We start from the raw sequence: 24,150 nt of genomic DNA, 5'->3' as shown, positions 1-24,150 counted from the left end.
CGGTGGCGACAACGCCACCGCCCGACTGCACTTCGTTTGTTACTTGAGTCACTTCACTTCAATCTTCTTGACCGAATCGTCCTTGGCAACCTTGTCGGTGATGGACTGCAGAGCCTTGGTCAGACCGGCAACGTCGAGCTTGCCGTCCAGGAAGGAGTTCCACGGCACCAGCATGTCGGCGTTCATGCCGTACAGGTCGATGAAGTTCCAGGTGAAGATGTCCTTGCCAGCAGCATCCAGCAACGTGGTCTGGGAGACCAGCGCGGTGGAACCGAAGCCGTCGGCGGGAACGGTGCCCTTGACAACTGTCGGAGCCAGCTTGGTCTTGGCGAAGTTGGTTGCAGCTTCCTTGGAGAGCATGGTGCGCAGCAATTCCTTGCCTGCAGCAGCATTGGCGCCCTTGGAGGGAACAATGAAGGGCTCGCCAGCTGCGGAGTGCAGACCCGTCTGAGCGATCTTCGGGCTGGCAGAAACAACAGGAACGGCAGCACCTGTCATCTTGAAGTCAGCCTTGGTCTGGTCCTTCATTTCGTTCTCAATCCAAGAACCTGAAGGGTAGAGCAGCGCATCCTGATTGTTGCTCCACTGTGCTTGAGCGGCGGTGAAGACGGTGCCGGCGCCGCCGGGCTTGATGTATCCAGCCGCAACGATCTTCTCGAGTGCGGTGAAGACACTCTGGATCGCCGGGTTGGACCAGGCATCGGACTTCAGGTTTTCAAGAGCCAAGCGGACTTCGTCGCCGCCTTCCTTGATGGCTGAGGCGATGGCCATTTCCTGGTAGTACGTGGCAGCTTCCTTGCCAAATACAAACAGGTACTTGCCCTTTTCCTTAGCCTGGGCGCCGAGAGCCATCGCTTCTTCCCAGGTAGTGGGAACCTTCCAGCTATTGGCGTCGAACAGTGACTTGGAGTACCACATTGCGTAAACGGTGAGCACGTAGTTGATGGCAGCAACCTTGCCGTCAAATGTACCCGGAGCCAAAACGCCGTCGTACAGCGTGTCAGCAATCTTGGTGCCCTCGAGGTTGTTGGACTCGGTAACGCTCTTGAGGTCTTCGAGCTGATCCAAGATGGTGCTGAAGCCAATGGACTTGGCGCCGGAGTTATCAATCAGGTCCGGCGGAGTGCCACCGACAAAGCGGGGCTGCAGTTCCTGAGCAATATCGGTGGAGGGGCTGATCTTGACTTCCATGTTCGGGAAGTTCTTCTTGACGATCGCACCAGCGAACTCGACGTAGTCGATGCCGTAGCCACCCTTGAAGATTACAGCGTCAAGAACGCCGGAATCAGCAACCGCGAACGGGTTCTTGGCGTCGGCACCTGCGGCGGGAGCGCCGGAAGTAGCAGCAGGCGTGGAGCCGCCTGCACAGGAGGCCAAGGCTCCACCCAAGGGCAAGAGCACGGCGGTGGCCAGGGCACCGCGGAGGAATCCACGACGCTGCAGCGGCTTGTTCTGAATACTCATTCTATGTACTGCCTTCCATTGATGGTACGAACGCTTAATCGGTACTGCCTTGTACTTTTTAGTACTGGTACTGCATTTCATTCGGCTGACTTCACGCGCTGTAGCGATCTTCAACTACGTAGCTGTTGGAATCACGCCTCACGCCTGAGCCGGCCAGCATACTGGCCCACCAGTGCGGTATTGTGTTCGTCCCCGCCCGGGATATTTGCCGAAATATAGATGGGCGGTTTCTTCCCCGCACGGACCAGGCATTGCACCGTCTCGATGGTCAGCAGCTGCGCAATATATGCAGCCGTGATCGATGAGACGGCACCAACACCTCCTCCGCCGGAAACCTCTAGGGTCGTGTCGCCATACGGCGCCCTGTTATCGATAACAATATCTGCAATCTCACTGAGACGCACACCACTTGGGTGCTTTGTGTCGACGGCATTTGTGTGTTCCAGACTGGTGACGGCTATCACCTTGTGACCGCGGGCCTTGGCAGCCAAGGCCAAACCCACAATGGAGCCGTTCACGCCTGAATTGGAGGCGATGATGAATATGTCGCGGGGATCAACCAGTGAGAGGTTGAACAACTCCTCCGCTACGCCCGTGTCACGCTCCAAAACCGAACCCTCGAGCGAGTCCAAGGCGGCAACGTCGCGGTCGCCATGGAGCACCAGGTCACGCAGTGCAATCTTGCTCGTGGGGATCAAGCCCCCGGCGCGGCCGGCAATTTCCATGGCGAACGCCTCGGAGTGGCCGGTGCCAAATGCTTGAATGACCCCGTCATTGGCCAACGAGTCAGCCATGGCCTGCGCAGCTTCGCTGACACCGCCCGCAAGGGCCCAGGCAGTAATGGCTTCAAGCCTCGAGGAAACTTCCAAACTAAAACTTGTGATGGACTCAGTAATGATCCTCACCCCTTCCGGTGTTGCGCTGACTCCTGTGCGTACCCAGTTCAAGTCGCGCAGCCCTGGTGGGGCGGCGGTGCGGGGATACTGCCATGGCGGAGGCTGCCAGCTTTGAGGTGGTTTGGGCAAAATTCACCTGGGCCACCAGTAAATAGATCAAATCAATAACCAGCAGTTGCACGTGCTTGGCGGAAAGGTCATCCGGCTGCAGGAACTGCTCATGCACCGAGGTGATGATGGAAGCATCGGCACTCTCCGCCAGGGGGGACCCGGGGTTGTTGCTCAGCGCCACAGTCAGGGCACCCGCCTCACCGGCTTCACGCAACATTTGCAGGGTCTCTTCGGTGCGGCCAGTGTTTGAAATACCAATGGCAACCGAGTTCGTGTCCTGAATGGCGGCGCTGGTCAGGCCTGCATGCACCTCCGACCAATGATGGGCATTAATGCCAATCCGGTACAGGCGCGACTGCAGCTCCTTGGCCATGACGGCACTGCCGCCAATGCCATAGATGTCCACATGGTTGCTCATGGCGATGCGGCGGGCGATCTTGTTCATCAAGGCCAAATCCATGACGGCGGCAGTCTCCTCCAGCGAACGCGTATGGGCGTTTACCAGGGTGCTGAGCACATCACGCGGAGAGTCGTCGGGGCCAAAGGCCCGGCCAATATCGGCTTTCCACGATTCCCGCGCGTCACTGCGGCCCAAGTCGGAGGCAATGCTGACCCGGAAGGGAACATAGCCGGCATATCCAAGCAAGCGGCAGAACCGAGTCACAGTGGCCGGGGACGTTTTTGTTTGTTCCGCAAGTTCCATGATGGACAGTTCCAGAGGCGCCTGCGGGTGCTCCAAAAGATACGTGCCGATTTTTGCCATGGCGGCCGGCATGTCAGGTAGTTTTGCCTGAATGCGGTTCACGACGCCGGCAGCTGTTACTGCTGCGGGAGTTGGCGTGAAGGCTGACATGTGAAAATCCGTTTCTTTTAGGTGACTACATAATGAAAACTATTATCACCGCAGATGTAAGTCAAGTCACACCTAGACACAGAATGGTAACGATGCAAAACTTCCTCGCAATTGACGCCGGTGGCACCTCAACAAGGGCCGTTTTTCTCGATGCCTCCGGGCAGTGCCTGGGATACGGCACGGCAGGGGGAGGAAACCCGGTTTCGCGCGGATTTGATCCCGCACTTGACGCCCTTGTGGGTGCCTCCAAAAAGGCACTTGGAGGGGGTGTCCAGCTCCTTGCCGGGACCTTGGTGGCCATGGCCGGCGCATCCCTTGAACTGCCAACACATTTGTTCCGGGAACGGTTTATTACGCTGGGACTGACCGGAAATGTGGTGATTGAATCTGATCTATTGGCGGCCTTTTACTCTGGAAGCTATCAGAACAATGGCAGTGCTTTGATAGCTGGCACGGGAGCCGTGGGAGCCAGAATCTCGGCTAGCCGGCTTGCCGCGGTGGCCGACGGCACTGGCTGGCTTTTGGGGGATGAGGGCTCCGGTTTTTGGCTGGGACGCCAAGTGGCCCGGGCCGTGGCCGCCGCCCTTGATGGGCGAGGTGCACCCACAGCCCTGACGGAACTGGTCTTGGCAGACTTGGGCATCACCCTTGATCCCAGCCAGCGCACCCAGGGCCGGCTGCGGGCCCAGCAACAGCTGATCCGCAAGGTCTACGAGAGCAGCGCAATCGAACTCTCCAGATTTGCCCCGCTGGTGTTTGCCGTTGCGCAGGATCCCGTGGCCACGGACATCATCGAGCGGGCGGCCGACGCATTGGCCCGGACCCTTTTGGCCGTTGCCCCGGGCGCAGGCGAGCCACTGGTTTTTGGCGGCAGCGTGCTGACCAAGGGTGGCACCGTGGCCGCGGCCGTGGCGGCGCGATTGCTGGAGTCAACACCACCAATTTTGGTCCACGACGGGGTGGCGGGGGCAGCCGTCTTGGTGCTCAAGCGCCATGGCGTTGTGGTTGATGCGGCAGTGTTTGCACGCATTCAGGAGAGCCTTGCCGCACTGCGCGACGAGAGGATCTAGCGTGAGGCGGTGTCGCCGTCGTCCGTGGCATCGGTGGGCTCTGCGGCGGTGCCCCGTGCCTCTTCGGCCCGGGCTGCCGTGTCAGCCCGCGCCTGCTTGAGCCTGTCGGAGGACTTGCGGTTCACACCCAAGCCTTCGCTGAGGTAGTCGTCATTTTCCTTGTGGCCCATGACCAGCAGGGAAGCTATCAGCAGTGTGGCGATGAAGGCGATGCCGAAGGCAATGCCGCCCAGATCCCAGCGGAGGCCGTGCTTGGTGCCGCCGGCCGAAACCACCAGGGTGACGATTCCTGCTACAGCACCCATCGCGAAGGAGAAGCTGAGGGGGAACTTGATGGAGTTGCCCGAGTTTGGGTTCGCCGGCTCTGAACTGCCCACAATTGATCCTTTAGCTTGGTTGGTGTTGCGCGCACCACGTGTTTCTACGCAAAGTAGAACATTTGACTTCTAGTTTACTGGCCTTTTGCCGTGTAGCCGTCATGGCGCAAGGTGAGGGCCGACAACACCCACAGGGCACCCGTCATCAGGGCGCCACCACCGGCAACGCCCATCAGCGCGTGAGGCCCCGCTGCGGCAAAGAAGGGAAGCAGAATTCCGGTGCCGAGGCCCAAAACTCCGGAGATAAGCCAGTCGTTGCCCAGTGCAGACTTAGCGTGTGCCGTTCCGGCTGGCCGGTAAAGTGCCGAAAAAAGCTCGGCTCCACCCATGACGGCGAGCGCGGCCCCGCCAAGCACGGCCGCCACCAGTGTGCTCGCCGAGATGGCCACCACCACGCCACTGACTGCCAGAAGACCCGCAGCACCAAGGAGCACCAGCCGCCGGGCGTCATTGCGGGTCAAGGAAAGCGTGCGCACGCTCAAGTACTGCGCGGCAGCTGCGGCCAGAAAATAAGCGCCAAGGGCCAGGCACAGGCCCAAGGTGCCCGGTGCACCCCAAAATACTGTTGTGAGGCCAAAGGCCAAGGTGACCAGGGCGCGCAGAAGTACGGCTCGCCAGAGGAGTGGCGTATTGGCCACGCTCATGTTGGCAGCGGCAGATTGGGGAAGGGCAGTTTCACTCACCCACTAATTCTAGCCGCGGCGAGCGGGCACTCCGACCTGCATCCACCGCCCGGTTCGAGCACGCAAGCCAAGGGTCAGGCCCCGGGCCCCCATGTAGCCCAGACTAAAGGCCATCCACACCCAGAACAGCCCCGGAACTGTGTCACCGCGGCCCAGTTGGGCCACCCAATACAGCAGAGGCAGGTAAACAACCAGATTCGCCATGCCCGCCAGTGCCAGGTAGCGGGCATCGCCGGCCCCAATGAGAACGCCGTCAAGCACGAACACATAACCCGCCAGTGGCTGCCCCACGGCCATGACCAGCAGGGCTGTGGCCAGGGCCGCATGGACGCTGGTGTCTGTGGTGAAGATCCATCCCACAGATCCAGAGACCGCCCACAGTGCAAAGCCTGTGATCGCCCCGAAGCCCACACCCCAGCGGGTCATGGTCCTCGTCAAGACACGCACCTGCACAATGTTGCCGGCGCCAAGTTCCTTGCCAATGAGCGCCTGGGCGGCGATGGCAAGCGCATCCAGGGCAAAAGCGAGAAAAGTGAAAATGGTCATGGCCAGTTGATGCGCGGCCAAGTTGTTGGGCCCTTGCGCTGTCACCACCACCACGGTGACCAGGATGGCCACCCGCAGTGACACGGTGCGCAGCATCAGCCAACTGCCCACCCTGGAAACGGTTCTCACCCCAGCCCAGTCGGGGCGCAGCCTGACGCTGTAGTGGCGTGCTGCCCGCACCACGATGACCAGGTACACCGCAGCCATTCCCCATTGTGCAATGACAGTGCCGGCGGCAGCACCGCCCACTGAGAAGTTGAATCCGTACACCAAAACAAAGTTCATGACGATGTTCACGGCGAAACCGGCTGTGGCCACCAGCAAGGGTGTTTTAGTGTCTTGGAGTCCCCGCAAAACACCCATCGCCGCCATGACCAGTAGCATGGCCGGGATCCCAGCCATGCTAATCATGAGGTATTGCTGCGCGTAGGCAAGCACCTCGCCGCGTGCGCCCATGGCGCCCAGCAGCCCGTTGCCGGCGAATATGCCCACAGCGGCAAGCACCACACCCAAAATTGCCGCCAGCCATAGGCCGTCACGGCCAACGGCCACGGCTTGCGCATGTTGTCCAGCCCCTAGAAGGCGCGCAACGGCGGGGGTGGTGGAATATGCCAGGAACACCATGAGTCCCACGGCTGTCTGCAGAACCGTGGCCGCCAATCCCACGCCCGCCAATTGTTCGACACCCAGGTGCCCCACAATGGCTGAATCGGCCAAAAGGAATAGGGGCTCGGCAATGAGCGCGCCAAAGGCTGGTATTGCCAGTCCCCGAATCGCCCTGGCTGTGGAGCGGCGGGTTGCTCCGGACGTCTCCGGCGGCGTCGCTGATTTAGACATGATTCAACAGTATCGGCCCCGGTGGCGGGTTGATTTCAAGCAGTTCTTCCATAAGCTTCTGCAGGGCAGCGATGGTCTGCACAACACCTGCGCGCTCCATGGCCTCGGGCCGAGTCAATATATCTATCCGCCGTCCCAGCCGTGGTTCTCGCAGCGGAATCAAGACAAGTTGGGTGAAGAGATTTCGGTTGATGGTGTACCGGGGCATCAGGCTCACGCAATCACCGCGCTCCACCAAGGACGCCGCCACGAAAAACTCATTGATGCGGTGGGCTACAACAACCTCCTCCCCCGCCAAGGTCCCTATCATTTCGATCGCCCCTTCCAAGGGGAACCCCCGATGCACTGAAACCCACCGTTCCCCGCGCAGGTCATGCGGGCGCGCCTCCTTGAGCGCGGCCAGCCTGTGCCCGGCACTGACGGCTATGTCCAATGGCTCATACGCCAAGGGAGTCACGTGGACCCACTCGGGCCACGGCTCACTATTGGGCAGCCTGTGGGCAATCACCACGTCATGGTCAGCCGTCAGGGCTGCAAAATCCTGCTGGGCCACGTCCGCATCGGCAAGGTGCAGTTGTGGCCCGCTGCTGGCCAGTAAGGCTTGCTCCAGGGGGCCGAAGAAAGCCAACGCTGCGCTGTGAAAGGCTGCCACGTTGAGCGTTTCCGCAGTATCGTCCTTAAAGACACCCACAGCGGCATCGGCCCGGGCCAAGGCGATTTCCACCTCAACTGCTGCCCTGCACAGGGCAAGACCAGCCGGGGTGAGGGCCGTGCGCCTGCCCGCCTTGTAGGTAAGTGCCGTGCCCGCAGAGCGTTGCAGCGCGCTGAGCTGCTGTGATACGGACGACGCCGTGACGTGCAGTGCCAGCGCAGCGGCGGCAATGCTTCCCCTCGCCTGAACCTCACGCAGAGCCCGCAATTGTCCCAATTCCATAAGTTCAAACTAATGCATTGGGTGTCAAATCTGCTCTAGTTGTTATGTTTCCCGGCTTCGATCATTGAATGTGTGAAAAGAATCTGGATCCGCCTGCGCGTAGACCTGTCATTGCTGGCCGTTGCCGTCGTGTGGGGCAGCAGCTATTTGGTGACAAAGGATCTCAGCAGCGCAGCAAGTGTCCCTTCGCTGTTGGGCTGGCGTTTTGTGGTGGCCGCGGCGGCCCTGGGAATCCTGTGGATGTGGCGTGTGCGGCGTATTCCTGGCCGCGCTGAGGCGTGGACGGGTGTGCTGCTGGGGCTGACCCAGGCGGGCGTGCTTTTTCTGGAAACATTTGGCGTGGCCCAGACGCAGGCCAGCACTGCCGGGCTGATCATCTCACTGACAGTGATTTTCACGCCGTTGCTGGATGCCGCGGCAGCGCGGCGGTGGCTGCCACCGCAGTACTTTGTGGCTGCCGTGGTCTCCATAGTGGGGGTTGCCCTGTTGACAACAGGCGCCGGCTTTCGCAGCCCCCAACCGGGCGATCTGCTCATGCTGGCCGCCGCCTTGGCCCGCGCAATCCATGTGAGCCTGCTGGGGACCCTGACACGCGACAAGCTCTACAGTTCCATCACTGTGACCCTCATCCAGTCAGTGGTGTGCGCTCTGCTCGGCATTGCGCTGGATCCGGCAGGAATGGTCACTTCAGCCATGAGCTTCTCCCCCGCAGCATGGCTGAGCGTCTTGTACTTGGGGCTGGCGTGCAGCGTCTTTGCGTTCCTTGTCCAGCTCTGGGCTGTGCGGCGCACCTCAGCCTCCCGCGCGAGTCTATTGATGGGCACCGAACCGCTCTGGGCGGTTCTGCTGGGAGTGGTGGTGGCCGGTGAGTCGCTCGGCTGGCCGGGCGCTGGCGGATGCCTGCTAATAATTGGGGGCTGCCATGCCGGGCAAAGGATCGAGGCTACGTTCCGGGCTGCGGCAATTGTTGTGGAGCCGGACCCGGCCGGGCCTCCACAACAATTGCACAAGGACCTTATTGGCTAGTAGCCGCCGCCATTGTCGCTGGCCATGTTGGCGAAGCGGGAGTAGTGACCCTGGAAGCCCACCACAATGGTCTTGGTGGGGCCGTTACGGTGCTTGGCCACGATCACATCGGCTTCACCGGCGCGGGCAGATTCCTTGTCGTAAATATCCTCACGGTGCAGCAGTATGACCATGTCGGCATCCTGCTCAATCGAGCCTGATTCACGAAGATCCGAAACCATGGGCTTCTTGTCCGTTCGCTGCTCGGAACCACGGTTCAGCTGTGACAGCGCGACGACGGGAACCTGCAGTTCCTTGGCCAGGAGCTTCAAGGCACGGGAGAACTCGGAGACTTCCTGCTGGCGCGATTCCACGCGCTTGCCCGAGGACATGAGCTGCAGGTAGTCCAAGATGACCAATTTCAGGTCATGCTGTTGTTTCAGCCGGCGACACTTGGCGCGGATCTCCATGAGGGACATATTGGGTGAATCGTCAATGAAAAGCGGTGCCTCATTCATCTTGCCCATGGTGGTGGCAATCTTGGACCATTGATCGTCTTTGACGGTTCCCTTGCGCAAGTCCTGCAGGCTGATGGTGGCCTCTGCGGAGAGCAGGCGCATGGCAATTTCATTGCGGCCCATTTCCAGGGAGAACACCACGGTGGCCATATTGTGGTCAATGGCCGCCGAACGCGCCCAGTCAAGGGCGAACGTGGACTTACCGACGGCCGGCCTGGCTGCAATAACGATCATCTGACCGGGGTGGAGCCCGTTGGTCAGCTCATCAAATTCGTAAAAACCTGTGGGCACACCCGTCATGCCTTCGCCCTTGTGCCCGGACGCCTCAATTTCATCCACAGTGGATTCCATGACGTCCTTGAGCAGCACGTAGTCCTCAGTGCTGCGGCGTTCGGCCACGGCAAAGATCTCCGCCTGGGCGGCGTTGACCACGTCCTCCACTTCGCCGTCCTGGGCATAGCCCATCTGGACGATCTTGGTGCCAGCTGTGACCAAGCGGCGCAGCACGGCCCTCTCAGCTACGATTTCGGCGTAAAAGCCTGCGTTGGCGGCCGTGGGCACAGACTGGATGAGCTGATGCAGGTAGGCGGCGCCACCGACCTTGGTGATTTCAGTGCGCTTGGTCAGCTCATCGGAGACAGTGACGGCGTCGGCGGGTTCGCCGCGGCCGTAGAGATCCAAGATGGCCTCATAGATGCTCTCGTGGGCCGGGCGGTAAAAGTCGTTGCCCCGCAATACTTCAACGACGTCGGCAATGGCGTCCTTGGAGAGCATCATGCCGCCCAAAACACTTTGTTCGGCCACGAGATCCTGCGGCGGTGTCCTGGCGAAATCCGGTTCGCGCGAGGAAGTCTCTGCTTCTCGACTTGAAGCTGACATAAGTTGGTGCCCACTTTCTGCCCTGCTGGCCGGGCCTTTCCACCGCGCATTGGCGATGCATTCTTTGCTACTACTCCTCCTTACCAGCTGATACCGACAAAGTTGTCGTTGCAGAGGGGTCATTGGCAACGTTAGACGCAAGAACCCCAACTACCAACCCCGTTGTCCACTGCCCCTGTGGATAACCGGTGCATTAAGTGCCTCTGCTTGTGCACAGGATGGGGACAAGCATGTGGACAAGTCTGGTGAAGACCCAAAAAGAGGCTCCTGACCTGCATAAACACTCCCCACCGCCTGTGGATGAATAGTTTTTTGGCACAATTTTCATGGCCCCACCGACGCTTGGTACAAACGTTAATCACAAATGGCGCGGGGGATATCCACAGACATATGTCAGTCTGTGGATATCCCCCGCCGCACTGGGCCCGCTCGCACACTTCCTTTATGCGCGCTTGGGCATGTGCTTCCTTCTGGACCTCACAACGAGGGCCACACCGGCAGCAACAATCAGCAACCCGAACGCCATCACCAGGGCCAGACCGCTTGCGCCAGTGTTGGACAGTTCGTCGTGTCCGGGTAGGGTCACTGCGGTTTCCATGGCGGTGATAAGCACGGGCACCACCACCGCGTGCCTGGAACTCTGCCCCGTCAAGGTCACTGTGTGCTCGCCCAGGGCGAAGCCAACAGGGACCCTCCAGCTGACCTTGACATTGCCCTTGGCATCAGCCGTGAAGGTGCCCATCTCCACGGGTGTGGATCGGATGACTGCAGTGACCAGCTCGTTCGGCGTGAAACCGCTTCCCGTGACAAGCAGTGAGTCACCTTGGGCGGCCGTCACTGTTGCACCCGCTGTGGTCGACGACGTCGGCACGGCAGTTCCCGTGACAGTCGCCGTTGCGCTGGGTGTTGCTGACGGAGACACACTCGGCGTTGAGCTCGGCGTCGCAGACGGTGTTCCGCTTGGTGCCGCTGACGGTGACGCACTGGGCGTTGCCGACGGTGTGGCGCTCGGTGACACTGACGGAGTCACCGACTGCGTCGAGCTCGGTGTCGCTGAGGGTGTCGCCGATGCGCTCGGCGTTGCCGTTGCCGTGGGGTCGGCAATACGCTCACTGGCCACGAACTCGCCACAAGCAACCCACTTTTGTTCGAAGGACGTTACGCCCGTCATGCGGACAAACCGTGCCGGTGAACCATTCAAGGCGACATTCTGAACGGCTGTGGTGTTGGCCCAGATGGCAGCTACGGGAGCGGCCCATGTAATTCCATCAAGGCTGGTCTCAAGGGTGACATCCTTGATACGGCCATTGGCAGAAGCCCGTCCCTGACATCCGGCGGAAACCAGGTTGCGCGTCTTGCCCAGGTCGATGATGACCCAGTGCGGGGGCGGTGTTGAGTTGGCACTCCACGCCGTGCTCCAGCCCGGCTCCTGGTTGCAGTCAACCACGTTGCTCGCGGGGCGCTGTTCGGAGGCTGTTTCCTGGCTGCTGAATCCGATGACAGTCATGTCCGAGCACAGCACGGGGGCAATGGTTCCGCCGGCAGTGGCCGTCGCTGTGGGTGTGGCTGTCGCGGACGGTGACGGCGAAGGCGAAGCCGTTGGGGTGGGCGTGGTGCCTCCGTCAACAGACTTCTTGGCGTTGAACTCGCCACAGGTGACCCATTTGTTGGCATTGGTGCCGTCGCCGAGGGTTTCAATGCCCGTGAACTTCACGTAGCGGGCCTCAACCCCATTGAGCTGAATCCACTTGGCGTCGGTGTTGTTGGCCCAGGTGGCCACTGTGGGTGCACTCCAGGTGACACCGTCAAGGCTGGTTGCCATGCTGGCCTTGGTGATGCGGCCGTTCAAAGCCGGGCGCGGGGTGCAACCGGCAGCCGTGAGCTTCACGGTGGAGCCCAAATCAATGACAGCCCAGTGCGGCGGCGGCGTGGAATTTATACTCCATGCCGTGTGCCACATGGTGGTGGTGTCACAGTCGGTCATGTTGATGCCGCGACCGTTCTCGCCAGCGGTTTCCTCACTGCTGACGGTTGTCACAGTCATGGCGGTGCAGGGCACAACTGTGGGGTCAGTAACAACAATGGCATGATCGGTGGTCAGGGTGCTGCCGCCGCTTGTCAGCGTGGCCGCCACTTTGGCCGCGCCCAGAGGAGCAAGCGAGGGCTTGATCTTGAACTTCGCCTGGGCGCTGGTGCCCTGCGCAACTGCTGGGGTGGACGCCGTCGCCGGTTCCACGCTCCATCCTGCCGGGGCGGAGATGGCCAGCGAACCGGCCGCCAAGGCTGCGCCCGGTGCGTTGAGGTTGACGGTGAGGTCGAACGCCGTGCCGCCGGCAATAGTGGCCGGGGCGTCAATGGTGACATTGGCGGTGGAGGAGATCACGTACTTGACGCCCGCAACGCCGTCGAACGTCACAATGCCATCGGCACCCTTGACGGCCGCAATGGTGGCGCCAGTGGTTTCATTCTTGACAGTGAACTTGCCGTCAAACATGGCCGAACGGACAGCGAGCGGGCCTGACTTGCCCGGCTGCAGGACGGCACCCGTAGGTGCCCCATTGGCCCAGGACATGCCAACTTCAACGTTGCCGCGAGCCTTGAGGCCAGAGACCGCTCCCGTGGCCCAGTTGGCCGGCAGTGCGGGCAGCAGGTCAATGGCGTTGGACTGGGACTGCAGCAGCATTTCAGCAACACCGGAGGTGGCGCCAAAGTTGCCGTCAATCTGGAACGGCGGGTGCGCATCCCAGAGGTTGTCGTAGACGTTGTTCTTCAGCAGGGCTGAGAGCATCTTCTGTGAGCCGTCGCCGTCCAGCAGGCGGGCCAGGAAGTTGATCTTCCAGGCCTTGGACCATCCGGTGGCACCGTCGCCGCGGGCATCGAGTGACTTGCGGGCAGCAGCTGCAAGCACCGGATCGTTGCGGACGTCAATGGCGTCGCCCGGGTAGAGGGCAAAGAGGTTGGAGGCGTGGCGGTGCTGGTTGGTGGGCGTGTCGATCGAGGTGTTCTCGATCTTCCACTCCTTGATCTGGCCCCAGGAGCCAACAGCCAGGCCCGGATCCAACTTGTTCAAGGCGCTTGTCAGTGACGCCTGGAAGGCTGCATCAGTGTTCAAAACCTTGGCAGCTTCCAGCGTGTCCTTGAGCAGGTTCACAACAATCTGCTGGGACATGGCGGCACCGGCAGTGAACGGGCCCTGCTCCGGCGAGTAGCTAGGAGTAACCACCAGGCGGTTGTTGTCACGCGGGTCCGGCTGCAGGTTGTGAATCCAGAACTCGGCAGCACCCTTCATCATGGGGTAGGCCTTGGTCTGCAGGTAGGCAACATCGCCGGTGAAGGCGTAGTGCTCGTAAACAGGCTGCATCATCCAGGCTGCCGCTTCAGGCATCCAGAAGGACTCGGCCCAGTCGTGAACACCCGTGAAGCCAAAAATGTTGGTGTTCTGGTTGACAATCCAGCCGGGGGAATCCGCGCCAAAGATGGACTTGGAGGTTACCTTGCCGGGCTCAACGAGCGCTTCCATGAAGTCGTTGAGCGGCTCGGCCGTTTCCGAAAGGTTTGTCACCTCGGAGAGCCAGTAGTTCATCTGCAGGTTGATGTTGGTGTGGTAGTCAGCCTGCCACGGCGGGGTGTTCCTGTCATTCCACAGGCCCTGCAAGTTCGCCGGCAGTGAGCCCGGGCGGGAGCTTGCAATCATCATGTAGCGGCCGTAGTTGAAGAACAGAGCCTCCAGGGCCTTGTCCCCTTCGGAGCCATTGCCCTTGTACTGTGAGCGCAGGGTATTGGTGGGAATGTCGGCAGGCAGGTGGCCGCCAATGTTCAGGCTCATGTTGTCATAGAGGCCCTTGTAGTCGGCAATGTGCGCCGCCTTCACAGCGTCATGGCCCTTGGCAACGGCACCGTCGACGGCGGCCGTTACGGCCGCGTGCGGGTCAACCCCCCGGTAGCTGGGGTAGTTGTCCTTGTAGTCGGTTCCCATGCTCATGTACATGGTGGCGCTCGTGGCGCCTGTGACCTTGAGGTTGTTGCCCTCGACCGTGACGGTGCCACCATCGGTCACTACGTGGGCCGCCATCTCGTACTTCAAGCCGTTGTCGGCAACAACACCCTTGACAGTGATGCGGTTGCCGGCAGCCGTCTGCACGGCACCGTTGGGCGAGGTGAAGCGTGTGGTGAAGTTGATTTCCCCGGCTCGGTCGGCGGCGAAGCGGGACACCAAAACGTTGTCCGGGTAGGAGGAGAAGAAGGAGCGCTGCACCTTGGTGCCATTGCTCTTCGTGTAGCTGACACCGGCCACGGCGTTGCCCAGGTTCAGGTCGCGGCGGTAGTTGGTGGTCCCGGCAGCATCAGGGACGTCGAAGTAGAACTGGCCAAAGTTCAGGTAGGAACCAAAGCCCGGGATGACCCCGCCCGGCAGGCTGTAGGAGGGGATGCCGAGCTTGCCGGCCACGGCGCCGGGAGACATGGAGCCGTTGGCTGTAATCTCGTCCCGCACCTCCTTGAGCTTTCCATTCTTGGAACCGTCCGAGGGCCAGTTGCCGCCCGTCCAGCCTTCCTTGGACCCGGGACCGCCGGACCACAGGGAGTCCACGTTCAGGCTCAACCGCTCACTGGCCAGGCCACCGAAGACGTTGGCGCCTTGGTGTCCGCCACCGATGGGCAGCGACTGGGTTTCCCAGTTGGTGGCCGGGGAGGTGTACCAAAGCATCTGGTCGGTCTCGGGAATCTGGGATCCTGCAACGATGCCGGCAGAGGTTATGGGGGCAACGGGAGTTTCAGCTGCGTTGGCACCAGCTATGGTGGTGAATCCCAGGCCAACTACCACGGCCAAGGCGCACACGGCGGCTATTGGCTTGGTAAAAGTTTTTCGCATGTTTGGCAGAACCATAATCCCTCAACAAAGAAGCAGGCTGCCCCACGGACTCACGAACCCCGGACGCGCAGCATGATATGGATAACAAAGTGACAGGCCCCACAGTAATACATCTGATGTATCGCCGTCCATAGATGAAGCAATAGGGACATGAGCGGGGCAGTTCACCATGGCACGGTGCGGAGAAAAGCGGCCAACGCTAAACTACGAGGAACAAAAGGAGCGCGATTATGGGTGCTGAGCCGCTGTCACCAAAGACTGACAACAGGACCAACAAGACTCATCCCACAGCAGTGGATCCGATGGGGTTCATCGCCACCGTGGACACCACGGAAGCGCGGCGCCAGGATGCCGTTGTTTTGCTGGAACTGATGGCAGAGATCACCGGACAGCCGCCACGCATGTGGGGGCCAAGCATCATTGGATTTGGCGAATACCACTACAAGTACGCCTCGGGGCGTGAGGGCGACGCGGCCGCCGCAGGGTTCTCACCCCGGAAGGCGAACTTGGTGATCTACGGGCTCCAAGACCCGCCAGAGGCCGGACCTTTGCTGGAAAAGCTGGGCAAGTTCAAATCCAGCGTGGCGTGCGTCTATATCAACAAGCTCGCCGATATTGACCTGGGCGTGCTCCGTGAACTCATTGATCTGAGCTACCGGTACATCACCACAACGGACATGCAGTCGCTGCAGTCCCAAAGGGATTAGTTAAAGCAAGAAGCCCGGCTCCCGAAAACGGGGGCCGGGCTTCTTGTTTGAAGCTATAAACGGGCTATTAGCCTGCTACAACGTTCAAGGTGATGACAGCTGAAACGTCGTCGTGGAGACGAAGAGTTGCAGTGTGCTTGCCGGTGCTCTTGATGTGAGCAGGCAGTTCAACCTTGCGCTTGTCAATGGCTCCCAGACCTGCAGCGGCAACAGCCTTTGCAACGTCGTCAGCCTTGACGGTACCGAACAAGCGGCCTGAGGCGCCTGCCTTTACCTTCAAAACAACAACGTTGGCCTGCAGAGCCGAGGCCTGCTCCTGAGCAGCTTCGATGGAAGCGTGCACGTGGGCCAAGCGAGCAGCCTTGATGATTTCCACCTGCTTCTCGCCACCCTTGGACCAGGTGAGGGCGAAGCCGCGGGGAAGAAGGAAGTTACGTGCGTAACCGTTCTTTACCTCAACGATGTCGCCAGCGGCACCGAGGCCGCTTACTTCGTGGGTCAAAATGAGCTTTGCCATGTTTATTTATCTCCCTTAACCGCGGCCAGCGCCGGAGTAGGGCAGCAATGCAACTTCGCGGGCGTTCTTGATTGCCTGGGCGATTTTGCGCTGCTCCTGAACGGTAACACCCGTGACACGACGTGCACGGATCTTTCCACGGTCAGAGATGAATTTGCGCAGCAATGCTACGTCCTTGTAGTCGATGACAGTGATGTCAGCGGCCTTCAAGGGGTTGGACTTTGGTTTGGGCTTACGGAGTTCAGCCTTAGCCATCGTGGAGCTCCTTAGTATTCGTGGAGCCCGTGGATATTAATCCGCGGGATGGAGTGCGTACGGCGGTTGCCGCACAAATATTTTTAGTGCTAGAAGGGAGGCTCGGAGTTATCCGGGCCGGCGCCCCAGCCGCCGGAGGGGCCGCCACCGGGCGTGGCCCAGGGATCGGCTGCCGGTGCGGGCTGCTGCTGCGCGCCGCCGCCACCCCAGGGAGCGTTGCCGCCACCGGGATTGGCGCCGAAGCCACCTTGGCCTCCGCCAGCGTTGCCGCCGCCGAAGTTGCCGCCTTGGCCACCGTTGCCGCCACCGAAGTTGTTCCCACCCTGACCGCCGGAGCGTTGGGTGCGGTTAACCTTGGCATTGGCGTAACGCAGCGAGGGGCCGATCTCGTCGACCTCAAGCTCCATGACGGTGCGCTTTTCGCCTTCTTTGGTGTCGTAGGTCCGCGACTTCAGCCGGCCTGAAACAATCACGCGGGTACCCTTTGTCAGGGACTCGGCAACGTTTTCGGCCGCTTCACGCCAGATCGACGCGCGGAGGAACAGCGTTTCGCCGTCTTTCCACTCGTTGGACTGGCGGTCAAAGGTCCGCGGAGTCGACGCAATGGTGAAGTTCGCTACTGCTGAACCGCTCGGGGTAAACCGAAGTTCGGGGTCACCGGTGAGATTACCAATGACCGTGATAGTGGTTTCGCCTGCCATCTGCTCCTGCTTCCTGCTTGTGTTTTCCTACGGAGAAAGAACTAAAGAAAGTGAACCGAAATTACTCGGCTACTACTTTCTGCTCTTCCGGACGGGTGATCTTGGTGCGCAGGATGGTCTCGTTGAGGCCAAGAACGCGGTCAAGTTCCTGAGCGGTAGCAGGCTCAGCGGTGAAGTTCACCACTGCGTAGATACCTTCAGACTTCTTCTGGATGTCGTAAGCCAGGCGACGACGGCCCCAGATGTCAACCTTTTCGATGGTTCCACCATCGTTGGTGATGACATTCAGGAACTTCTGAAGCGACGGCTCAACGGTACGCTCATCAACATCGGGGTCGATGATTACCATCAGTTCGTAAGGACGCATATGTGAACCCACCTCCTTTGGGCTAGGCGGTTACGGCATTTCCGTAACAGGAGGTTCATTTGCGGTGTCCGGCGGCCCCCAAGCACACAGATTGAGTGGCCTTGGCGCCAGCACAGACTTATCTAGCTTACCGTAATTACGACGCCGGACACTCGCCCGCGCGCGTAACTCTCACCACATGCCCCGGACCAGCATCAAAAAAGTCGGCGTTGGCGGTTAAAGCCGGTGGTCTACTGGCGGCCGAAACCGCGAACGCCGTCTTTTTCGGCGCTGCCATGCCTTAAAATGGAACTTACCCCACCCCACCCCTGCCTGAAAGTCCACGCCATGCGCTCCACTGATAACGCCGTCGCACAGTGGCACGCGCAAAATCAACTGCGTCAGAGCCCCGCGTGGAAGCTGCTGCAGGGCGCGCCGTGGGCTGCAGCGTTTCTGCGGGCCGAGTTCACAGCCACCAGGCAGCGCGTTCCATTGGAAGAGTTCCACGCCGACTTGGCGGACTTCATGAAGGAACTGCGCGAAGAAAACCTCAGCCTCAATGAGTCCTGGCAGGCGTCCCACTACGCCGATTCCTGGGTGCGCAGCCAGTTTCTGGCCCGCCCCATGGCTGACGGCAAATTCTTTTACGAACCCACAGCAAGCACTGCCCGCGTCCTGGCCTTCATGGACACGTTGACGGGTCAGCGGACCAACCTCAACAGCTCCCGGCTGAGCACCTTGCTGACAAGCATTGAAACGCTGTCCTTTCAAAGCGACCCCAACCCGGAATCCCGGATTGCCGCGCTCGAGGCCGAGATCGCCGAGCGCCAAAACGAAATTGAGGCGCTGCGCAACGGCGAGAGCCCCGCGGTGCTGTCTGCCGACTCCGCGGTGGCCGCCACCCGCAGTGTGCTCGATTTGGCCGCCAGCCTGCCAGCTGATTTCAAGCGCATGCGCGACGGCGTGGACCTCATGTTGCACACCATCCGCCAGGAAATCATGGAATCCTCCGTGACGAAGGGTGTAGCCGTGGGCCAGGTGCTGGCCGGCGACAAGGCGTTGCGCGGCACTGCCGAAGGAGAGACCTTTGAAGGCTTCACCGAATTCCTCAACGACCCCATCCAGCAGGCCCGCTTCCGGCAGTCGATCAACGAGGTCCTGGAGCGCGACTTCACGGACCAGCTGAGTTCCGAGGAACGGGCAAACCTGGCCTCGCTGCTGCGTGAAATGCGTCGCGAGGCGGCGGACGTGCACGCCATTTATGGGCGCCTTTCCGAGAGTTTGCACGCCTACGTGCAGTCGGCCGAATTTAGGGAATCCGTGTTGTTGCGCCGGTCCATTCACGCAGCCGAGCAGGCTGTGGCCAAAGCGACACTCGGTTCGCGCACGGCTGTGGTCGAGCCACTGCTGTACTCCCCCACATTTGAAACGCTGGCCGGGCTGGGCATCTTCAACCCGGCGGACCATGTGCCCCCGCCCAAGCTTGCAGCTCCCCCTGAGCTAAGCGATGCCGACATCCACCGCACCCCCGTCACGCCTGCGCCGGACATGCCAACGCTGCACGCCGCCGTCGAACGTACCAAGGTAACCCGCAACGGCAGGGCAACCCTGGCGGACGTTTATGCCAGCCTGCCACCGGAACTCCACCACATCAACACCATCCGGGGACTGATTCTGGCTGCCCGCGCCTCGACAAACACCATGGATTCCACGGGCACACAAACTTTGACTTTCACCCAGATCGACGGCACCGCACGGACTGCCCGCATCCCGTTGTTCACCTTCACGAAGGACTCCGCGTCATGAGCACCAGTTCCCATCCCACGCCCGCCGGGACCAGCGCGGCCAATACGGAGCGGATGTTGTTTCCCGGCGACACGGGCGCCTTCCCGCTGGAACTGCGCCAGGCGTTGGTCCGCCTGCTCCGCGGGCCCTACATTGACGGCACGGCTGAACCGGCCCTGTGGACCACCATCCTGCGCCACACCGTGTCCCTGCAGCAGTACTTGAGTGAAATTTTCCTGCTGCTAAGCGTTGATGCGGACCGCAAAATTGCGTTGCTGACACCTGTCCCGATGGACGCCGCGCACACCCAGCCCATCGTCGCGCGCAAGCCGCTGCGCCGCGAGGAGACACTTTTGGCGCTGCGTTTGAGGGTGCTGCTGGACCGTCATGCGGGCAGCGGCACGGATGTGACAGTCTCGCGCAGCATGGCCCGGGAAATTTTGGCCGAACACCGCCAACCGGGCGCGGTCGATGACAAACGCCTCGATGAACAAACCGACGCAGCCTTGGCCAGGCTGATGGGCCTAAAACTGATTTTGCCCACCGAGTTGGCGGGCGAATATCGGGTGAGCAACGCCTTGGCACTCGCACTGCCGTTTGATTCGATCGAGCAAATTCCGGCCTATCTGGCGGCTCTGGACAAAAGCGCCGCCAGCGATTCCTTCGATCTCGATTCCCCCGACGAAGCAACGCAGGAGATCCTCTAATGAGCATTGCCACCACGCTGCCCATTGGTGAAGACATCAACCCCGGCCAGTTCCGGCTCAGCCAAATTCAGATCATTAACTGGGGCACCTTCCACGGCCGCCATTCCATGTACGTGGACCGAGCCGGGACCTTGTTGACAGGTCATCCCGGCGTGGGCAAGTCCACCTTGTTTGACGGCATCCAGCACATTTTCTATGCAGCTCCCCGCCTGAATGAATCAGCGCATGAGGCGTCCAACCGGAAGGACCGGCGCACCACCTTCAGCTATATGCGCGGCCGCAAGATCAAGACGGCCAGCGGCATAGAGTACCAACGCCCCAGCGCCACCTGGTCCGCCGCCGCCTTGGTGTTTGAGGACGGTCTGGGCCGGGCTGTCACCATTGCGGCACTGTTTGACCTGCCAGCCAATGGCCTGGAAGGCCAGGTGGGCAAGCACTATGTCATCCACGACGCCGAATTGGATACCCAGGCGCTCGAAGGTCATGGCAGCCGGCGCTTTTCGCCCTCGTCCCTGCACGCTGCTCTCCCCGGAGCCGAGGCCTTTGACGTGCACAAGACATTTGCCGAGCGGTTCCGCCGTAAATTGGGCATCCACAATGACAAGGCGTTCAGCCTGCTGCGCACCCTGCAAAACGGCAAGGGCCTGGACAAGGGTGTCAACCGCTTCTTCCGCTACGAGGTGCTGGACAAGCCGGCAACCCTCGCTGCAGCGACGGCAGCGGTGGAGGATTTTAGTCATCTGAGCGGGATTTACCGCCAGCTCGAGGATGCCCGCGGGCAGCGTGACGCCCTGGCCCCCGTGCCGGAACTGCACAAAAGGCTGGCGGAATTCAACCACAACCATTCCCGCACAGTTGAGCTAAAAAACGTGCAGCTCCCCTTGTTGCGTCAGCAATTCCAAGCCGAACTGCTGACCGCCAAGGCGGTCGCCCTCAGCGAAGCTCAGGAGGAAAAGCAGCAACAAATCGAGGCAGCCACACTGACCAAGGACGCCCTGGCTGAATCCGCGTCCACCTTGGCGCAACAGCATGCCAACCACGGCGGCCGGGCCATCGAGGGCCTGGAAAAAGACATCCGCACCGGGAAGCGGGAACTTGCCGAACGGTTGCGTTTGGAAGCAAGTGTTCGCGAGGACTTGGACGCTGCCGGGCTCGTACATGAATGGAGTGCGGCCGGCCTGGACGCAGCGCGCGCGTTGGCGGGCGCCGGCGTCGAACACCAACAAGGTGAGACCGAGTCGGCACGGAACCGCGAGTACCAAGCCGTCGCAGCGAGTGTAAACCTCAAGGACCAAGCGAAGGCGCTGCGGGCCGAGATTGAGTCTTACGAGCGCAGGGGCAGCAATATTGACCCGCGCAGTGCGGCCGCCCGACGGGCTATTGGCGCAGTCACAGGCATCGACATCGCGGACATGCCCTTCGCCGGTGAGCTGGTGGACATGGGTGGCGGCCACAGCGTGTGGCGGCCTGCGGCGGAGAAGGTCCTGCGTTCCCTGGCCACCACCTTGCTCATCAAGGGTGGGGACATTGAAGCTGTCACCGCCGCCATCAACACCTTGGACGGGCACGGCAAGCTTCGCTGGATAGACATCAGCCTCCCCACCCGGACAGGCGCAGTTGCCGGCACCGACGAGTTGGTGACCAAGCTGGACTTCCACGCGTCCGACGCCGGCGACTGGGTCCGGGCGAAAATTACCTCCGACTTTGCGTTCGTCTGCGTTGAGAACGACGCGGAGTTGCACCAGCACACCAGGGCCATTTCACAAGCCGGCACAGTGAAACTGAACTCGGCGGTATTCGAGCGCGACACCCGCTCCATCAATCCCGGGGACTACCTGCTCGGTTTCAACAATGTTGCCAAGATTGCCCAGCTGGAAGAGCAGGCTCTGGCCCTCGCCGCCGACCATGAGGCCTCTGCTTCCGCTGCCACCCAAAGCAGCCTGGCCAAGGAACAGTCTGCTCAGCGGCTGGCTTCCCTGAAGCGCATTTCCGGTGACCAGCGGACCTTTGCGCAGCTGGATTCCGCAGCACTGGCCGCAGCGTTGGAAGTTCTGCACGCCACCTTGGAGCAAACCATTGCCGGCAGTGCCACCTTGGCCCAGTTGCGCGAATCGCTGGCTTCCGCCAATGCAGAATTGGAGGCGGCCGTGGGCAAGGTGGCCGTGCTACACCACGATCTAGCCGCCATTGGCAAGGACCTTGCCAACGTTCAGGCTGCCCTGCGGAACGCCAGTGAACTACAGCAGGCCGCCCCGGACTGGGCAACAGCTGCGTTTGCGCCGTACTTGAGCGACGGCGAACCCGCGTCCTTGGATGAGCTGGAGGTGCTTCTGTCCCGCGTTGCTGTGGACCTGGGTGAGCGAGCCGCAGCCTTGAAAGAACGCCAGTTCCGCACGGAAGGCGCCCTCAGCGAGATTTTTAAGTCCTTTGCGCGCCAATTCGGCCCCACCATGAGTGCCAGCTACGGTACCGGGGCCGATGCCAGCATTCACTATGGAGAGCTGTATGAGCGCATTATTTCCGACGGCCTCCCGCAGCGTCAGGATGAGTTCCGGGAGTACTTCAACAACCGCTCCTACGAACGTTTCTCCGATCTTTTGCAACTCTTGGAAGAGGAGCGGCGCACCATTGAGGAACGTATATTGCCGCTGAATCAAATCTTGGCGGATGTGCCTTTCGAGAAGGGCAGCCGGCTGCGGCTGGAAGTCAAGACCACCATCCCCGATGAGGCCAGGGCTTTCCGCAACGATCTCAAGGAGGCCTTGGGGAATGCGTACACCAAGGCGAGCGAAGAAAAGATGGCAGCCAGCTACCAGCAGCTGGAACGATTGGTCAATGCACTTGCCGATCCAGGCATGGCCCACTGGGCAGATACCGTCCTTGATGTGCGCCAGCATGTGACCATCAGCTGCAACGAGCACCGTCCCAACGGGGAAGTTGAGATGGGCTTGGAACCGGGCACACTCTCAGGTGGTGAGGGGCAGCGCTTCACTTCCTTCATCATGGGCGCGGCCTTGGCCTACCAGCTGGGCATAGATGTGCAGGGCTACAGCACCTATGGCACTGTCATGATCGATGAGGCCTTCATCCAGGCGAACTCCGAATACGCTGGCGCGGGTATCAACGCGCTGCAGGAATTTGGCTTCCAGCTTCTGCTGGCTGCCCCGGAGGACAAGGTGGACCTGTCCAAGCATTTGGGCTCGGTCACCGACATCATCAAGCACCCACAGGCGAACGTTTCAGGTTTCGTCTCCACCGGTCAGTCCCCCGCCACGGCCACCGACATTATCCTGCGCTAGGCTGCAGCTGGCGCGCCAGAACCACTAGCCCAACTGCAGCGCGGCAATCCCGGCAACGGCCGCCGTCGTCAATCCAAGCCGGGTCTTGGAGAACCTCTCACCAATGAACAGGACTCCAATGACCCCGGCGAGCAGCACCGAGGACTCTCGCAGGGCCGAGACCAGCGCAAGCGGAGCCACACTCTGGGCCACAACCACCATGCCGTAGGCCAGCATGGACAGCACCCCGCCCAGCGACCCGATCTTCCAATGCTTGCCAACCGCCCGGACGTGGACCCGGCGCGCGGGGGCCATCAGCAAGCACACCGAGGGCAGAATCAGGCCTTGAAGCAGGAACAGCCACGAGATGTAACTCAGCGGGTTCCCGGATTGGCGCACACCCAGCCCATCCACCAGGGTGTATGCGGCAATGCTAATACCTGTCATCACGGCAAAGAGTGCACCCTTTTTGCTGCCGCCATCCCCAATGAGCGTCAACGCCAGCAAAGTCACGGCAATTACCGCCACCAGAAACACCGCCAACCCGCGGTCCAAGGGATAGATCTGGCTAAAGGCGCCGTGCTTGTAGGAGGTGGTGAGCAAAAGCAAGTACGTTGTTTGCAAACATGCCGAGGCAAGGATGAACGGCCTACGCGGCGGGGTCTGCGGCACTGCGTTAGTCACGTTAAACATCTGACCCGCAGTAGTGGTCGAAAAAACGTGTTTTTGGCGTGTTTTTCGACTGCTACTGCGGGTCAGTTTGTTGTTTTAATGAAGGGAGGCCCCACACCGTGGTGTGGGGCCTCTACCT

General features: G+C 60.9%; 20 protein-coding genes. 6 read left to right on the top strand and 14 right to left on the bottom strand.

The window, feature by feature from the left end:
* Positions 1–48 precede the first annotated feature (48 nt).
* The 3 genes from ngcE to CVS28_RS17620 form a co-directional block, all read right to left on the bottom strand.
* Complete coding sequence (gene ngcE / locus CVS28_RS17630) at positions 49–1,464, bottom strand: N-acetylglucosamine/diacetylchitobiose ABC transporter substrate-binding protein (RefSeq protein ID WP_103467141.1); 1,416 nt, start codon at positions 1,462–1,464, stop codon at positions 49–51.
* A 131-nt stretch (positions 1,465–1,595) separates the two neighbouring features.
* On the bottom strand, positions 1,596–2,369 hold the full coding sequence (locus CVS28_RS17625; RefSeq protein WP_243399964.1) for a sugar isomerase domain-containing protein: 774 nt from the start codon (positions 2,367–2,369) through the stop codon (positions 1,596–1,598).
* Positions 2,353–3,324, bottom strand: coding sequence for a MurR/RpiR family transcriptional regulator (locus CVS28_RS17620; protein WP_103467142.1), 972 nt, complete (start codon positions 3,322–3,324; stop codon positions 2,353–2,355). Before CVS28_RS17620 ends, CVS28_RS17625 begins: the two co-directional genes overlap by 17 nt.
* 92 nt (positions 3,325–3,416) lie before the next feature.
* Here CVS28_RS17620 and CVS28_RS17615 point away from each other — a divergent pair, with 92 nt between their 5' ends.
* Positions 3,417–4,394: an N-acetylglucosamine kinase gene (locus CVS28_RS17615; RefSeq protein WP_165788195.1), complete on the top strand. Its 978-nt coding sequence runs from the start codon at positions 3,417–3,419 to the stop codon at positions 4,392–4,394.
* Here the strand turns inward: CVS28_RS17615 and CVS28_RS17610 are convergent.
* The 4 genes from CVS28_RS17610 to CVS28_RS17595 all read right to left on the bottom strand — a co-directional run bounded on the left by CVS28_RS17610 (position 4,391) and on the right by CVS28_RS17595 (position 7,771).
* Positions 4,391–4,771 (bottom strand): hypothetical protein, encoded by a 381-nt coding sequence (locus tag CVS28_RS17610; RefSeq protein ID WP_103467144.1) that lies wholly within the window; start codon positions 4,769–4,771, stop codon positions 4,391–4,393. The two genes, CVS28_RS17615 and CVS28_RS17610, sit on opposite strands and share 4 nt — an antisense overlap.
* A 74-nt stretch (positions 4,772–4,845) precedes the next feature.
* On the bottom strand, positions 4,846–5,454 hold the full coding sequence (locus tag CVS28_RS17605) for a hypothetical protein (protein WP_103482330.1): 609 nt from the start codon (positions 5,452–5,454) through the stop codon (positions 4,846–4,848).
* 9 nt (positions 5,455–5,463) lie between these two features.
* The gene (locus CVS28_RS17600; protein WP_103467146.1) at positions 5,464–6,837 is read right to left on the bottom strand and encodes an MATE family efflux transporter; all 1,374 of its coding nucleotides are present in this window, start codon (positions 6,835–6,837) and stop codon (positions 5,464–5,466) included.
* Entirely contained in the window at positions 6,830–7,771 is a 942-nt protein-coding gene (locus CVS28_RS17595) for a LysR family transcriptional regulator (protein WP_103467147.1), read from the bottom strand. Before CVS28_RS17595 ends, CVS28_RS17600 begins: the two co-directional genes overlap by 8 nt.
* A 72-nt stretch (positions 7,772–7,843) precedes the next feature.
* Here CVS28_RS17595 and CVS28_RS17590 point away from each other — a divergent pair, with 72 nt between their 5' ends.
* Complete coding sequence (locus CVS28_RS17590) at positions 7,844–8,797, top strand: DMT family transporter (protein WP_207797253.1); 954 nt, start codon at positions 7,844–7,846, stop codon at positions 8,795–8,797.
* Here the strand turns inward: CVS28_RS17590 and dnaB are convergent.
* Together dnaB and CVS28_RS17580 are read right to left on the bottom strand one after the other, a co-directional pair.
* Positions 8,794–10,173 (bottom strand): replicative DNA helicase, encoded by a 1,380-nt coding sequence (gene dnaB / locus CVS28_RS17585; RefSeq protein WP_103467149.1) that lies wholly within the window; start codon positions 10,171–10,173, stop codon positions 8,794–8,796. The genes CVS28_RS17590 and dnaB overlap by 4 nt on opposite strands.
* A gap of 442 nt (positions 10,174–10,615) precedes the next feature.
* Positions 10,616–15,043 carry a glycosyl hydrolase family 95 catalytic domain-containing protein gene (locus CVS28_RS17580; protein WP_133159189.1) on the bottom strand — a complete coding sequence of 1,476 codons (4,428 nt, stop codon included), beginning with the start codon at positions 15,041–15,043 and terminating at the stop codon, positions 10,616–10,618.
* Positions 15,044–15,273: 230 nt separating this feature from the next.
* On the opposite strand from CVS28_RS17580, the gene CVS28_RS17575 reads away from it, so the two are divergent.
* Positions 15,274–15,750 (top strand): DUF1801 domain-containing protein, encoded by a 477-nt coding sequence (locus CVS28_RS17575; RefSeq protein WP_103467151.1) that lies wholly within the window; start codon positions 15,274–15,276, stop codon positions 15,748–15,750.
* Between the two features lie 67 nt (positions 15,751–15,817).
* On the opposite strand, the gene rplI is transcribed toward CVS28_RS17575, so the two are convergent.
* The 4 genes from rplI to rpsF all read right to left on the bottom strand — a co-directional run bounded on the left by rplI (position 15,818) and on the right by rpsF (position 17,590).
* Entirely contained in the window at positions 15,818–16,267 is a 450-nt protein-coding gene (rplI, locus tag CVS28_RS17570; protein WP_103467152.1) for a 50S ribosomal protein L9, read from the bottom strand.
* A 15-nt stretch (positions 16,268–16,282) separates the two neighbouring features.
* Positions 16,283–16,522: a 30S ribosomal protein S18 gene (gene rpsR / locus CVS28_RS17565; protein WP_003800144.1), complete on the bottom strand. Its 240-nt coding sequence runs from the start codon at positions 16,520–16,522 to the stop codon at positions 16,283–16,285.
* Between the two features lie 89 nt (positions 16,523–16,611).
* Positions 16,612–17,223 (bottom strand): single-stranded DNA-binding protein, encoded by a 612-nt coding sequence (locus CVS28_RS17560; protein ID WP_103482328.1) that lies wholly within the window; start codon positions 17,221–17,223, stop codon positions 16,612–16,614.
* Between the two features lie 61 nt (positions 17,224–17,284).
* Complete coding sequence (gene rpsF, locus CVS28_RS17555; protein ID WP_103467154.1) at positions 17,285–17,590, bottom strand: 30S ribosomal protein S6; 306 nt, start codon at positions 17,588–17,590, stop codon at positions 17,285–17,287.
* A 327-nt stretch (positions 17,591–17,917) separates the two neighbouring features.
* Between rpsF and CVS28_RS17550 the strand changes: the two genes are divergently transcribed.
* The 3 genes from CVS28_RS17550 to CVS28_RS17540 are packed head-to-tail and all read left to right on the top strand — an operon-like array spanning position 17,918 to position 23,360.
* A complete protein-coding gene (locus CVS28_RS17550; protein ID WP_103482327.1) occupies positions 17,918–19,375 on the top strand; it encodes a DUF3375 domain-containing protein in 1,458 nt (485 codons plus the stop codon).
* Positions 19,372–20,061, top strand: a complete 690-nt coding sequence (locus tag CVS28_RS17545) for a DUF4194 domain-containing protein (protein WP_103467156.1) — start codon at positions 19,372–19,374, stop codon at positions 20,059–20,061. Before CVS28_RS17550 ends, CVS28_RS17545 begins: the two co-directional genes overlap by 4 nt.
* Positions 20,061–23,360, top strand: coding sequence for an ATP-binding protein (locus CVS28_RS17540; protein WP_103482326.1), 3,300 nt, complete (start codon positions 20,061–20,063; stop codon positions 23,358–23,360). The genes CVS28_RS17545 and CVS28_RS17540 overlap by 1 nt, the downstream gene beginning before the upstream one ends.
* 24 nt (positions 23,361–23,384) lie before the next feature.
* Here CVS28_RS17540 and CVS28_RS17535 read toward each other — a convergent pair whose 3' ends face one another.
* Positions 23,385–24,023 carry an EamA family transporter gene (locus CVS28_RS17535; protein ID WP_243399963.1) on the bottom strand — a complete coding sequence of 213 codons (639 nt, stop codon included), beginning with the start codon at positions 24,021–24,023 and terminating at the stop codon, positions 23,385–23,387.
* Positions 24,024–24,150 lie beyond the last annotated feature (127 nt).

This window comes from Arthrobacter glacialis, from assembly GCF_002909415.1.
Classification (GTDB): Bacteria; Actinomycetota; Actinomycetes; order Actinomycetales; family Micrococcaceae; genus Specibacter; species Specibacter glacialis.
This window is presented reverse-complemented; position numbering and strand designations above follow the sequence as displayed.